This window comes from Paenibacillus sp. J22R67 (genome assembly GCF_059692175.1).
Genome location: NZ_JCAUAX010000002.1, coordinates 1,138,313 through 1,152,012 on the forward strand (window position 1 = coordinate 1,138,313; position 13,700 = coordinate 1,152,012).

The 13,700-nt window shown below is 48.1% G+C and carries 14 protein-coding genes; 6 read left to right on the forward strand and 8 right to left on the reverse strand.

Annotated elements, in window-relative coordinates:
- Nucleotides 1-112: 112 nt before the first annotated feature.
- The 5 genes from AC58VC_RS11450 to AC58VC_RS11470 form a co-directional block, all read right to left on the reverse strand.
- Entirely contained in the window at nt 113-877 is a 765-nt protein-coding gene (locus tag AC58VC_RS11450) for a response regulator transcription factor (RefSeq protein ID WP_497368866.1), read from the reverse strand.
- A gap of 5 nt (nt 878-882) precedes the next feature.
- Nucleotides 883-2,727, reverse strand: a complete 1,845-nt coding sequence (locus AC58VC_RS11455; RefSeq protein WP_497368867.1) for a sensor histidine kinase — start codon at nt 2,725-2,727, stop codon at nt 883-885.
- Between the two features lie 74 nt (nt 2,728-2,801).
- Entirely contained in the window at nt 2,802-3,119 is a 318-nt protein-coding gene (locus tag AC58VC_RS11460) for a cupin domain-containing protein (RefSeq protein ID WP_497368868.1), read from the reverse strand.
- A 139-nt stretch (nt 3,120-3,258) separates the two neighbouring features.
- Nucleotides 3,259-4,764: an alpha-glucosidase/alpha-galactosidase gene (locus AC58VC_RS11465; RefSeq protein ID WP_497368869.1), complete on the reverse strand. Its 1,506-nt coding sequence runs from the start codon at nt 4,762-4,764 to the stop codon at nt 3,259-3,261.
- Nucleotides 4,765-4,871: 107 nt separating this feature from the next.
- Nucleotides 4,872-5,783 (reverse strand): AraC family transcriptional regulator, encoded by a 912-nt coding sequence (locus AC58VC_RS11470; protein WP_497368870.1) that lies wholly within the window; start codon nt 5,781-5,783, stop codon nt 4,872-4,874.
- Between the two features lie 227 nt (nt 5,784-6,010).
- Between AC58VC_RS11470 and AC58VC_RS11475 the strand changes: the two genes are divergently transcribed.
- Nucleotides 6,011-7,222, forward strand: a complete 1,212-nt coding sequence (locus AC58VC_RS11475; protein WP_497368871.1) for an aspartate aminotransferase family protein — start codon at nt 6,011-6,013, stop codon at nt 7,220-7,222.
- Here AC58VC_RS11475 and AC58VC_RS11480 read toward each other — a convergent pair.
- Nucleotides 7,219-8,055 carry a phytanoyl-CoA dioxygenase family protein gene (locus AC58VC_RS11480; RefSeq protein ID WP_497368872.1) on the reverse strand — a complete coding sequence of 279 codons (837 nt, stop codon included), beginning with the start codon at nt 8,053-8,055 and terminating at the stop codon, nt 7,219-7,221. The two genes, AC58VC_RS11475 and AC58VC_RS11480, sit on opposite strands and share 4 nt — an antisense overlap.
- 132 nt (nt 8,056-8,187) lie before the next feature.
- Here AC58VC_RS11480 and AC58VC_RS11485 point away from each other — a divergent pair, with 132 nt between their 5' ends.
- A complete protein-coding gene (locus AC58VC_RS11485) occupies nt 8,188-9,048 on the forward strand; it encodes an AraC family transcriptional regulator (RefSeq protein ID WP_497368873.1) in 861 nt (286 codons plus the stop codon).
- A 743-nt stretch (nt 9,049-9,791) separates the two neighbouring features.
- On the opposite strand, the gene AC58VC_RS11490 is transcribed toward AC58VC_RS11485, so the two are convergent.
- Nucleotides 9,792-9,947, reverse strand: coding sequence for a hypothetical protein (locus AC58VC_RS11490; RefSeq protein ID WP_497368874.1), 156 nt, complete (start codon nt 9,945-9,947; stop codon nt 9,792-9,794).
- Nucleotides 9,948-10,121: 174 nt separating this feature from the next.
- On the opposite strand from AC58VC_RS11490, the gene kduI reads away from it, so the two are divergent.
- From kduI to AC58VC_RS11510, 4 genes are read left to right on the forward strand one after another with little or no spacing between them, the layout of a single operon-like run.
- Nucleotides 10,122-10,955 (forward strand): 5-dehydro-4-deoxy-D-glucuronate isomerase, encoded by an 834-nt coding sequence (gene kduI, locus AC58VC_RS11495; protein WP_145657135.1) that lies wholly within the window; start codon nt 10,122-10,124, stop codon nt 10,953-10,955.
- Between the two features lie 35 nt (nt 10,956-10,990).
- Entirely contained in the window at nt 10,991-11,746 is a 756-nt protein-coding gene (locus AC58VC_RS11500) for a DeoR/GlpR family DNA-binding transcription regulator (protein WP_497368875.1), read from the forward strand.
- Nucleotides 11,747-11,764: 18 nt separating this feature from the next.
- Complete coding sequence (gene kduD / locus AC58VC_RS11505) at nt 11,765-12,517, forward strand: 2-dehydro-3-deoxy-D-gluconate 5-dehydrogenase KduD (RefSeq protein WP_497368876.1); 753 nt, start codon at nt 11,765-11,767, stop codon at nt 12,515-12,517.
- On the forward strand, nt 12,518-13,348 hold the full coding sequence (locus AC58VC_RS11510) for a sugar phosphate isomerase/epimerase family protein (RefSeq protein WP_497368877.1): 831 nt from the start codon (nt 12,518-12,520) through the stop codon (nt 13,346-13,348).
- Between the two features lie 53 nt (nt 13,349-13,401).
- Here AC58VC_RS11510 and AC58VC_RS11515 read toward each other — a convergent pair whose 3' ends face one another.
- The gene (locus tag AC58VC_RS11515) at nt 13,402-13,620 is read right to left on the reverse strand and encodes a hypothetical protein (protein ID WP_497368878.1); all 219 of its coding nucleotides are present in this window, start codon (nt 13,618-13,620) and stop codon (nt 13,402-13,404) included.
- Between the last annotated feature and the right edge of the window lie 80 nt (nt 13,621-13,700).

Consider the following 13,700-nt stretch of genomic DNA (forward strand, 5'->3'; position numbering starts at 1 on the left):
AAATCTCGTTTACCAAATAGTTGAAGAAAGTACTGTTACTTTTCATTCGCACACGGGATGACAGAAAAGTATTTCCATCTAACCTAAAAGCCAAAAGGAACCTGAGCCAATCTCAGGTTCCTTTCTTCTCTTCCGGCTTCCCTCCACTTTTTCGATATTCCAAAGGGGAGCTACCCGTCAGCTTCTTAAACGTATTGCTGAAATAAGCAATATCGCCATACCCCAGTCTCTCCGCGATTTCAGATACGCGCAAAGCTGTTTTGATAAGCAGCCTCTTCGCTTCTTCCATCCGCAAGACGATGACATAATCAACAAACTTGCCACCTGTTTGCTGCTTAAACAGTTGACTCAAGTAGCTAGGATTCAGATGAACCAACGCTGCCGCATCGGTTAAAGTGATATCCTTCGCTAAATTAGCAGCTACAAACTGCTGCACTTGTTCGATGACAGACATCTCGGCTTTCTCCGTCTGAAGAGAAGCATTCGTGTCTCCTATCGCCTCTTTCAACAGCTCTCTACCTTGTATCCATCGCTCCAAGCAATCCGCCATCGCCTCCATTTCCACTGGCTTTAGCAGATAATCTTTGACCCCGTAACGTATCGCTTTCTGCGCGAATTGAAAATCGTCATAACCGCTCACAAGCACCAGATTCGCTGTCATCGCCCACATCTGTTCTGCCAAACCGATGCCGTCCATAATCGGCATTTTCACATCGGAAATAACTAAATCCGCATCATGTTTTTGCACTGCGTCCAAGGCTTCAAGACCATTGGCACATTCCTGCACAATTGTAACAGGAAGCTTCGTTTGCTCCACAGCCTTGCGCAGCACAACCCGAACCCATTTTTCATCGTCGGCGAGAATGATTTTGTACATATTCCCTACGCCCCTTCCCGCAGCCCAAGTCCCAGCGGCAATTTCAAGCTAACGGTCGTTCCTGCGCCTGCGCAGCTTTCTAACTCCAATCCATAAGCTTCCCCGAATAAATAGGCGATGCGCCGATGCACATTCACGATCCCTATTTGTGAAACGGCTGCAACCATATCTTTCTGAAGCAAATCGATCTGCAAAGTACGAAGCCTTTCTGCCGGTATCCCCATCCCGGTATCATGAATCTCGATGACAAATTGATGCTCATCCAGCTGCTTAGCAGAAATGACAATATGAACCGGGCGGTCACTCGTCTCGATGCCATGGATCACGCAATTTTCAACCAAGGGCTGCAGGGCAAACTTCGCAATCGTCTGATTTTCCGCCCAATGTGGAATTTGAAATTCATAACTGAGCTTCTCCTCAAAACGGTACTGCTGTATCCGCAAATACATCTCACAGATGTGAATTTCCTGCTGCACAGAGCTCGTTGCTCCAGCATGATTCAAATTGTAGCGCAGCAGCCTCGCCAAAGAGGCGACTAACACCGAGATGTCGGTCATATCTTTTTCCAGCGCCATCCCCCGCACCGTTTCCAAAGCATTCATAAGAAAGTGTGGATTCACTTGGGATTGGAGCACCTTAAGCTCAGTTTCCTTCTGGCGAAGCTGGAGATCCTTCTCCCGCAGCTGCGAATAATAAATCTCGCCCAGCAGAATTTGCAGCTTTTCAACCATTTTATTAAAATCATTCGTCAACTGACCCATCTCATCCTTCGATTCAATGTCCGCCCGTGCCCTAAAATCTCCTTCTTTTACCCGTTTCATGAAATACTGCAAAGCCCGCACGGGGCGAACGATGCTTGTCGCAAAGCCAATCCCGATTAGGTAAGCAATAACGAGGGTCACAGCGACCGTCCACCAAATGGTTTGCCGGATATAGTGTGTTCCGCGCGTCAGCTCGTGCTCAGGGATTGTCGTTACTAGTCTCCAATTTAAATAGGACGACCGGCTAAACGTATAAAAAGGCTTAGCGCCAGTTAACGCCTGATAGGAGCCGCTCTCCTGCTGCAAAATATAGTCCAGCTGATCCCACGCCGCCAGATGACCAATATCCGCGTACTCTGGGGAATAAATATACCTTCCGCTCGGGTCTAGAATCGATAAATATCCCGTTCTTCCAATCGTTACACGTTCAGCAATTTCTTGAATACGTTTGAAATTCACTTCCATGATGAGAGTAGCAACAGGTTCTAAGGTATTGGGACTAACCAATCGCTTTACAATGGACAGCACCGGTACATCCTCCAGCTCATATCGCTCTGAAGGCGGACGAATAATGAGCATAATGTCGCTGTTAGCAGGCACACTGATGAACCATGGCTCCTGAATCAGCTGCAGCGCCGGTGTCACATTTTTATTCATACTCGTATCGAGCACCGTTTGATTTTCCATAATAAGCATGATCCGTGAAATGTCCGATCGGGAGTACGCTGTATCTTTCAGCAGCTGCATCATCGGCTCGCGAATGCCCGACTCTCTCACTTCCTGCTCACTCGTCATGCGAAGAAACTGCTGCATCGAGGGGTGATTTTGCATCCGTATGGAGTCGATTTCGAAATCCCGAATATAATATTCGATGTGCAGCTTCACCTGCTCGATGATTTGTTCGTTGCTTAAACTCGCTTCCTCGCGCAGCACTTCCGATGACTTCTGATACGAAATGAGCCCGACGATAAGCAGCGGAATAACGACCAGCATAGCGGAATATACAAGCAGTTTAACGGTCAACGGTCGATCACGCAAAAACAAGCTCCTATAAAACCAAGTCCAAGCTCGGCGGCTTTTTCTCCCCATCGTTAGCCTCCTCCCCTTCGTCATGTAAACGCATTCATATTAAAAGAAAGAAAACCAGTTGCAAGAGCAACTGGTTAACGTTTCACAAGATCTTCACGAATCGGTGTAAATACATCCAGCAAAGCGGATGCTTCTAAAGCCGTTACGCCATGCTGCGCTCCGCTAGGTATGTAAACCGTTTGTCCTTGTTCGATGACCGTCACAACACCATCTATCGTAAACTCTATTTTGCCTTTTAAGCAATAGGACATTTGTTCATGCACGTGGCTGTGCTGGTAACCTATGGCTCCTGGCTCAAAGTGAACCTCCATCATCATTAACCCAACCTCAGCTTTCAAAATGCAGCGTTTAACGCCCGGCTCAGCCGGTTCCCATACGCCAATATTCGACATCTGACTTTCCCCTCTCCCATTTGAGCAATCTTAGAAAAATAAAAAAGGGCCGCAAGCGGCCCTTCACTTACAGAACTAATTATAACCCAAAAGCACCTAAATGAACATACTTGAAAATAAACGAACATCACACAACATGTTACGATGAGACAGCCGCGCGATCTTTCCCTTTGTCTGCTTCGCCTGCATTTTTGTTAGCAGCTTCACGGTCCAGCTTCATTTCTTCCACCGTTTTCACCTTCAAGCGCGCTGCGCCTTCATAGTCACGGGTAGGAATGAGATTGCCTGCGGCAAGGCGGTTTTTGGCCTCTTCAATCGCAGTTCCGTACTGTGGCAGCCACTTCTCTTGGGCAACCAGCATCTCATCCACCATTTGCCAAATTTCTTTCGGATTGCAGACAGCCCCAACGAGAGGATCCATCATGAACGCTTGACGAAGCAGTTTATCGTCTCCATGCACAGCCGCTTCCACAGCAAGACGCTGCACAGAAATACTGACATTACATACAGCAGCAGGTCCCAGCGGAAGATCTCCAACATGCGGCATCGAAATGCCGTTGGCATCCACATAACCCGGCGCTTCAATGATAGCATCGTTTGGCAGATTCGAGATAACGCCATTATTCACTACGTTGAAATGTCCGCGGTACACACGTCCGGTTTCAAGTCCCTCGATGATGTAGGATCCGTGCTCTTCACTGCGCTTCTCGGCTGTGTAAACCGTCGCCTTTTCCTTCATCCAGTTCGGGAAATCGGTCTCGAACCAGTTCCGGCCTTCTGTACATACGCGCAGGTAGCCGCCGGTTTCACCATTAATCCAGCTCCCTAGATCGATCCAATCTTGGATCTCACTGGCGCGCTTCCGGTACCAAGGCACATACTCGCTAAGATGCCCATTGGATTCTGTGCTGTAATAGCCGAAACGGCGAAGCATGTCGATGCGCACTTTCTCTGTGCGGGCATATTCCGGGTGGTTCTCGAATGCTTCAAGCAGCCCTTGTGTCAGATCCTTGCCTTGATGGCGGGCTTGTACATACCAGGTTTGATGATTGATGCCTGCACAAATAATATCGACTTCTTCTTTCTTCAAGCCGTACACGTTAGCAATTTGACGATGTCCATGCTGCACGCCGTGACATAACCCGATCGTCCGTACCCCGCCGTAAGTATTGCAAGCCCATGTCAGCATCGCCATTGGATTCGCGTAGTTTAACAGCAGCACATCCGGTGAAGCTACGTCGCGAATGTCTCCGCAAATACGCAGCATTTCCGAGATCCCACGTTGACCGTACATAATGCCCCCAGCGCATAATGTATCTCCAACGCACTGATCAACGCCATATTTGAGCGGGATATCTACATCCGTTGCAAAAGCTTCCAGACCTCCGACACGAATCGTACATAAGACATACTTTGCGTCTTTCAATGCTTCTCTGCGGTCCGTGCTTGCTTGAATTTGGATGTTCAGACCATTCTCCGAAATATCTCTTTGGCACAGTTCTGTAACCATATCCAAATTATGTTGATTAATGTCTGTAAAAGCGACCTGAATATCTTTAAACTCAGGAACTGATAATAAATCCCTTAGTAATCCGCGTGTAAATCCAATGCTTCCTGCTCCAATAAAAGCTACTTTAAATGACATGTTTATCGCCCTCTCTATCGTGTTCTCTACCTTTCACATTGTATCAAGCACGAAAGAGAAACCGTTATCAAATTTCTAACTTCCTCGTCTCACTTTTGTCAAAAATTCTAACTTCTTTCTGGATAATTCCGTTTCTCCGCATACATCGATTTACGAAAATCCGTTGGCGTCAGACCCGTATAATCTTTAAAAAGCATATGAAAATACTGCCGGCTTCCGACGCCGATGTAATCACAAATCTCGGAAATCGGCACATCGGTTTCGAGCAGCAGCATCTTGGCTTTTTCCATCCGGATACCGGTTAAATAAGCCATTAGTGTCTGTCCAGTCAGGGATTTGAAAATTCGCTGCAAATACCCAGGATGCAAATTAACAGCTCCGGCAATATCCTTCACTTGAATGTCGCGATCATAGTTCTGATGCAAGTACTCCATCGAAATTTTGACATATCTTTCACTCTGCGCTTCGCCATTATTTACCGTTTCACGCCAAACTCGAGCAATTCGAATCAGCAGCTGCGTGATCAGAAGTTGAACCATCAAGTCGCTTTTGTTAGCTGCTTTATCCAGTTCAAGCACCAAGCTTTTCATAATATGGTAAACTTCGTCCCCATCCCGCAGTACCAAATAGGGAGCTTCTGACGCCAATAAAGCGATCAGCAGATCATCTTCGGCAGCTAATTGCTGAATCGACGGAAAAACCCCTTTATTAGGTGTGAACCGAAACTCTACATTCAGCATTCTGCATGGATTAGCTACATCTACGAGCAAACGATGGGGTACGTTGGCATTGATAATAATAAATTCGCCTTTTTTGAGCGCGACCTTCTCGGTATGTGACGGCTGGATTTGAATCTCGATTTCGCAATAACCTTGGATTGTGTACATAATCTCTGTGGCATCATGACGGTGAAAGGGCATTTCAAAGCCTTGCCATTGTTTAAAATAGTACGCCATCACGTGCGGGTGACCATTCGCTCCCATCAAAAGAGCCGGAAATAACGAAACGTTATCAGGCATAATCGTCTCCTTTCCCCTTCACAAACATGCTGTCATTCCTAACGACATTGTAACCGTCTAATGATAAAAAGAAAATCCTCTTGCAGCCAATTACGCACACCTTACACGTAGCTGTACCTTCGCCAAATAATAATGGACAATCATGGCATTTTTTGGATTGAATAAAAATACGTACATATGTATAATTATTCATTATTTCTTATTTTTATTAGGAAGGATGTGTCTGCATGGAAAAAGTAAAAACAGTTACGAATGAATGGCTAGAAGAGGCGAATGCTTCCATTCTGTTTATTGCAAACAGGCCTCAGGTCGTCATGGAGCATGGCAAAGGGATGTACCTGTGGGATACAGACGGGAAAAAATATTTGGATTTTATCGGGGGGTGGGCGGTTACCAGCTTAGGCCATTCTCCTAAAGTCATCAGCGATGCTTTGCTAGAGCAGTCAAGCAAGCTCGTTCATGCAAGTCCAGGCTTTTATAACAAGCCGATGGTTGAATTTGCCCACCTGTTAACGGGATTATCGGGACTAGAGCGAGTGTTTTTTGGCAGCACAGGCGCAGAAGCCAATGAAAGTGCAATCAAGCTTGCTCGTAAGTATGGGGCCGTCCGTAAAAATGGCGCTTTCGAAATTATTACAACGAAGCGCAGCTTTCACGGGCGTTCATTGGCAACTACGGCAGCAACAGGAAAGGCCGGCTGGGAGCAAATGTTTGCTCCGCAATTTCCCGGCTTCGTGAAAGTGCCTTTTAATGATATTGAAGCAATGAAGCAAGCGATTACTCCGAATACTTGCGCTATTCTAATTGAGCTCATCCAAGGCGAAGGCGGCGTTTATGAAGCTAACTCCGCCTACATCCAGGAACTCCGCACGTTATGCGATGAACAAGGGATTTTGCTCATGTTCGATGAGGTCCAAACCGGAATTGGAAGGACTGGAACCATGTTCGCTTATGAGCATTACGGTGTACTGCCGGATGTCCTCACCCTTGCCAAAGGGATTGGCGGCGGGTTTCCATTATCGGCGATGCTTGCGAAAGAAGCGTATAACCTTTTTGAAGCAGGTGACCAAGGTGGAACCTATACAGGGCAACCACTTGCCATGGCCGTAGGCCTTGCTGTCGTAGGCGAGGTGCTACAGCGCAAGCTTCCTCAGCAAGCTGCAGAGCAAGGTGCTTATTTGCTGCAACAGCTTCATGAGATTCAGGAGCGTTATGGACTAACCGATATCCGCGGAAAAGGATTACTGCTAGCCTTTGATTTGCCTGAGCCGCGTGGTGCCGAGCTGGCAGCCGCTTGCCTGCATGCTGGCTTGCTGATTAACGCGTCTAGCCCGAGTACCATCCGTCTGATGCCCGCTTTGATTGTATCCAAAGCGGAAATCGACGAGATGATGAGCCTTTTGTGCAGCGTGATGGATCGAATTTTCAGAGGCGATTAACGCTTGAACAAAACCGGAAAATACGCGTTCGCAAAAGGCTGTCCCTGCTGCGGGCGCGGCCCTAGCAGCCGGATATTGTCATGCCGCTGAACACCTGCTCGGTAGCTTGTGCCGCCAGGCATCAAATGTGCTACGACTGACAAACGAGGCTCCGTCGTTGTGTTCGCACCGGACCCGTGGAACGTCAGTCCATGATGAAAGCTAGCCTGCCCTGCCTTCAAAATGCAGGGCTCTTCCACCCAATCGCGGCCAGCTGCGTATTTATCCCTGAGCTCTTCCATGTTGGGATTAAAGAACGTGTTGCTATCCGGGATCAGCCCCCATTTATGAGAACCAACGATCGTTTTCATCCCGCCATTTGTCAAATCAGTGTCCTGAAGGGCAATCCACACGGTCACCATGCCCGGATTGCTGGAACACTGCCAATAGCCATAATCTTGATGCCAGCCCACGTTGCCTACCGCCGTTATTTTGTCCCCGACACCTGGCTTATAGATGACCTGATCATGCCAAAGTCGAATTTCATCGGTTTGCAATAAGTCTGCTGTCAGCTCTCCAATCAACGGATCTGTAACGGTACGACGAACCTCGTCATTAATCCACCAGCCATTGTCCAGCTTGCGGAGCGCGTCTGGGTTGGAATTTGCCCGATAATGGTTCATCGGAAGTCCGTCCCCGTCATAGTCACCGCTCCAAATTCGCTCGTGCGCCTCACGAAGTCGTTCAATCTGGCCATCATCCAGAAGTTTCGGCGAAATCCAATAGCCATCCCGCTCGAAAGTCTCCTTATCCTGATATGTAATTTTGTAAGTTCTTTCTGCTTGCATAGTCATTTTAACAGGCCTCCTTATTCGTCTTGCTTTCATCATACGGTTTCCGCTCGCCATTGACGTTCATAGACCTGCTGAGTAGTATGAGAAACATAGAAGACAAATAAGAACATGTTCGGACAAGGAGGCTTTCCTATGGTTGCCAAACTAAGTCCCCGCTGGACCTATGATGCTGCTTTCCAAGAATCGATTACCGATGTTCCAGAGCTAGTCCTTTTCGGCTTCGATGAAATCAAATCGGCGCTTCCCCTCTCCTATCATAAACATGATGGGTATGAATTTGTTTTGGTAGAGCGCGGGAAAGCAAGCTGGGAACTGGACGGACAAGTCTATGAAACCAAAGCGGGCGATGTCTTCCACACTTGCCCTGGCGAGCTGCATCGCGGCGGCTTCAATGTCATAGAGCCGAGCCGGTTCTGGTGGTTCATCGTCACACCTCCCCATCCGGGGGATTGGCTTCGACTTCCTTTGCATGAAAGCGAAGGCTTCGCTAGCGCCTTGCAGATGCTCCCGCGAGTTCGCCATATCGGCCTGCAAGCCGTTCAAGGCTTCCGGAAGCTAGGCGAAGCAATAAACAGCAACAGCCCGCTGCGTTCCACCTCCATACGGCAGGCTATTATGGGACTGTTGCTTGCCATCGTGCAGCCGAATGAGCGAATGTTTTCGCTTGCGGACGACCTAACCGATCAATTCAATCTGCTGCTTCGCCGCATCGAAGATGAGCCTGAATGGCGACCAGACGTTGAAGAATTAGCTGGCATAGTCCGCGTTAGTCCCTCCCACTTTTTTCGGACTTTTCAGTCGTACACGGGACTGCCTCCAATGAGTTATATCGAACGGATGCGGATCAAAAAAGCTTGCAGCTTGCTGGCTGAGAGCAAGGATACAATTACCGAGATCGCTAATAGGCTAGGCTACGCTTCCTCTCAGCATTTTGCCACTGTGTTTAAGCGAATAATTGGCATGACGCCTGTGCAGTGGCGGATGAGCCAGTGAGGGCTTGGTGTGGGATGAGCTTAGGAGCCACGCGCTTTAGAGCGTGCGATCAGCATGGGTTTAGGGCGTTCGAACTCACGAAAGAGACTAGGTGGCCCGCCGGTCATCTTAGAGGAAATACAGGCCGCTAATTCACAGAAAAGCGGCGATAGGGCTAATGCTGGGGAACTACAGGCCCTTATTTCACAGTTTTAGGCGGAATTTCCGCCAAATAACTTGAAATAGCGGCCTCTGGTTCCCCTTCTCTCCAAAAAAGCGGCATTTCGCAGAAATAGCGCCTTGTAGTTCCGTTCAACGGCGGAACTCCGCCGTAGGAGATGCTCTAGAGGGGGCAACTGCCCCTCTGTTGGTTATGCTAGTTGAAGAGCCTGCTATCTGCGACTTTCGGTTGGTTGTGGGCAGTGAACGCTGGTTGAAAAGCGTTCTAGTGAGGCGTCGCGGGGGGCGCAGCTTCAAGAACGAGCTAAGGTGGCGGACTCAGCCACCTTAGCGGAACTACGAGCCGCTATTTCGCAGAAAAGCGGCGATAGGGCTAATGCAGGGGAACTACAGGCCATTATTTCTCAGTTTTAGGCGGAGCTTCCGACAAATTCCAGGAATAGCGGCCCCTAGTTCCCCTTCTTTCCAAAAAAGGCGCATTTCGCAGAAATAGCGCCTTGTAGTTCCGTTCAACGGAAGCTAGCCGCCCCGCAGCTAACAAAACGAAAAAAGGACGAAGCAGCAACCCTGCTCCGTCCTTTCTCTTAATCCCGCTCGTTGGTCGAGAAGGCGCTTTTGATATTGTCCATAATCTCCTCGACAGCCTCACTGACCAAATCATTTGGTGTCGTATTTTCTTCCTCAGGTTTGGTCGGGATCGTATCGTTGCAGACGTGGTCGAAATAGTGACTTTTATCCATAGACATAACCTCCTGTAGAGTTGTTTTTTCCTTAATGTTTCTCCTTTATTCACTTCTTTGGAACGATTTGTTACATCCTCCGAAAACACTTGCTTAATCCTCCTTATTGGAGTAAATTAAACCTATATGAACCTATATCAACTCAAATAAACCAAATCAAGGAGCGATTATCACATGGATATCCGTTACGCCTCACACCCGAATGAAGTTAAACAATTTGACACAGAGCGCTTACAATCCGAGTTTCAAATCAACGCATTGTTTGCACCAAACGAGATTAAACTGGTGTACTCCCACGTTGACCGTTTTATCATTGGTGGCGTTCTTCCGATTACAGGTTCCCTGCAGCTGCAAGCTGATAAGAAAGAAATGGCGGCTGATTATTTCTTAGAGCGTCGTGAAATTGGTATCATTAACGTTGGTGGCCGTGGAACGATTACCGTTGACGGAACCGTTTATAACATGGATCCTAAGGATTGCATTTACATCGGTTTAGGCTCAAAGGACATTACGTTTGCCAGCGAAAATGCAGCTGATCCAGCTAAATATTACTTCAACTCAACGCCTGCTCACAAAACATACCCAACTGTAAAAGCAGCAATTAGCGAAGCTACTCCTGCTCACCTGGGCAGCATCAATACTTCCAATGAACGTACAATCTACAAATATATCCACTTAGATGGCATTCAAAGCTGTCAACTCGTTATGGGTATGACCCTTCTCAAACCAGGTAACATGTGGAACACTATGCCGTCTCATACACACAACCGCCGTTCCGAAGTTTACTTCTATTTCGATATGCCGGAAGATGCTGTTGTTTTCCACATGATGGGTGAGCCGCAACAAACGCGTCACGTTGTCATGCGCAATGAGCAAGCGATCATTTCCCCAAGCTGGTCCATTCATAGCGGCGTAGGCACTAATAACTATACATTCATCTGGGGTATGGCTGGCGAAAATCAAATGTTCGACGATATGGACGCCGTGGCTATGAAAGATTTAAAATAATCGGTAATCTCTCATTTGGAAAGTGATGATCATCGATGAACCCTTTACGCAGATATGAAACCATTATGGAAATACTCCTGGCACAGAAAGAAGTCACGGTTAACGAACTCAGTGAACGACTGGACGTAACAGGCAAAACAATTCGTGAAGATTTGGCCAAGTTGGAGGAAAAAGGGCTGCTCGTCCGCATTCATGGCGGCGCTATGCTCGCTCAAAGCGATCAACTGGGCATTCTTTCGACGAAGGAGCCGATCGTCAAACATGCCGATCAAAAATCGGAAATTGCGACGATCTCCCTTCGCTACATTCAGCCAGGGGACATCATTGCCCTCGACGGCGGCAGCACAACACTTGAAATTGCTAGGCGGCTGGACAATCAGCCGCTTACTGTTGTAACCAATGATTTGTACATTATTTCCGAGCTCGTTCATAAGGAAGAAATCCGGCTCGTTGTCCCTGGCGGCTACAGAACGCGGAACATGCTCGCTGGGCCAGAAGCTGTTGCCTATGTGAACTCGCTTAACATTCAGAAATCGTTCATTTCTGCGACCGGCGTACATCTGCAGCACGGCTTTACGATTTATACGAGTGATCACGCTGACTACAAACGCGCGTTGATTGCTTCCAGCGCAACCGTCTATGGTGTTGCCGATCATTACAAATTCGGTCAATGTGCCCTGCGCACGTTTGCCTCTTTGTCGGAGGTGGCCATGATTATCACCGACAGTAACCTACCCGCAGAAACGGCCAAGCAATACCGTAATGCCGGTATCCAAATCGTCACTCACTAGTGAAAAGGAGTATGTTGCATGACACTTTTTAACTTAGCAGGAAAAACAGCTTTCGTTACCGGAGCTTCCGGCGGACTAGGGCAAGCAATGGCTATTGGACTTGCAGAAGCAGGTGCTAACGTCATTGCTGTATCTTCATCCGAAAGCGTACAGACCGTTGAAGCGATTCGCGCATTAGGCGCCAAAGCTGAGCTGATCGCGGCTGATTTAAGCAACGAAGACATCCTTGAGGATGTCGTGAACCGAGCTGTCGGCATTTATGGCGGCATCGATATTCTTGTGAACAACGCGGGAATTATTCGTCGTACACCGGCGGTTGATCATTCGCGTGAAGACTGGCACGATGTCATCGACCTGAACTTGAACTCCGCTTTCTTCTTGTGCCAGCTGATCGGCCGTCACATGATCGAGCGCGGCAGCGGCAAAATCGTCAACATTGCTTCCATGCTGACTTATCAAGGCGGCATTAACGTACCGGGTTATACAGCAAGCAAACATGCGATTGCAGGTGTTACCAAGGCATTAGCCAACGAATGGGCTGGCAAAGGCATCCAAGTCAATGCCATCGCACCTGGTTATATGACGACGAATAACACTGCGCCAATCCTGAAAGACGAGAAGCGCACACAATCCATTACAGAGCGCATCCCAGCCGGCCGTTGGGGCTCACCTGAAGATCTCAAAGGACCTGTCGTTTTCTTATCCTCCAACGCTTCGGATTATATGAACGGACACGTATTATGCGTGGACGGCGGATGGATGGCGAGATAGATGGGCATCGGGACGTTAGCTCACACGGTCGGTCATCTGCCACTGAATCAACTAACAGAGAAGCTGCGCGGACGAGGCATTGACTTCGTGCAGTTGGCTCTTAGCAAAGCCATCAGCGATATCGACACAAGTTTGGGCAAGCTTAGCCCTGGACTCGCGAACCATATTGGCGAACAGTTCCAGCGCGCTGGCGTCCGCATTGGCGTACTCGGTTGCTACATCAATCCGATTCATCCAGACCCGCAGCAACGCCGCCATGAAATCAACAGATTCAAAGAACATCTGCGTTATGCTAGAGATCTAGGAACGTCCATCGTAGCAACGGAAACGGCTGATTTAACTACTTATCTCACGCAGGATCCTGAGCGTTATGAAGCCATCGGTTGGGAACTTCTTAAGCAAACCGTTGAGGAATTAGCCGAGGAAGCGGAGCGTTGGGGAGTTCACATTGGTCTTGAACCTGTTTTCACACACACCTTATCCAGCACAGAAAAAATGGTTCGTATTCTAAAAGAAATCCCGTCGAGCAATTTAGGGGTGGTCTTTGATCCCGTTAATTTGCTTCCTCCTACTGCCATTGATGCACAAGAGGAATTCCTGGACGGAGCATTTGCAGCTTTCGGCGACCGCATCGTGCTTGCGCATTTGAAAGATGTTGTCGTTCAAGACGGCAATCTCAAGTCCGTGCGTTCCGGCGAAGGTATTTTCCAAACCAAATCGTTTCTGGAGAAGCTCCACCGCGTTAAACCGGGCGTTGACATCTCCTTAGAGCAGCTTACGGATGAAACCATGAACGATGCCTTTCATTATGTTAGAAGTCTTATGCCTTAAAACCAAACAAAAAAACCTATCCAGATCCTTACAAGATCGAATAGGTTTTTTATTTATGTTTTAGGTTGTTCCCGGATGACGCGTACAGGCCGCTGGACCCAATTCTCGCGTTTCATTGGCCGAACTTGATTGATCGGATTGTTGTAATCAATCTCTGGATTCTTGCCTTCTGCCTTCGCAGCCTCAGCGATCTTCTCTTTATAGCCCGTTCCAGGTGCCGGCCCACCGCCGCCATTGCGTTTCCCTTTGTTCCAAACTCTGTTCTTGCTCATTTCACCACTCCATTTTTGGTTTAAGTGTAATGGCAAGAGCAAAAAAACGCAAATTTTTGCGATAAAATAATGTACGATGC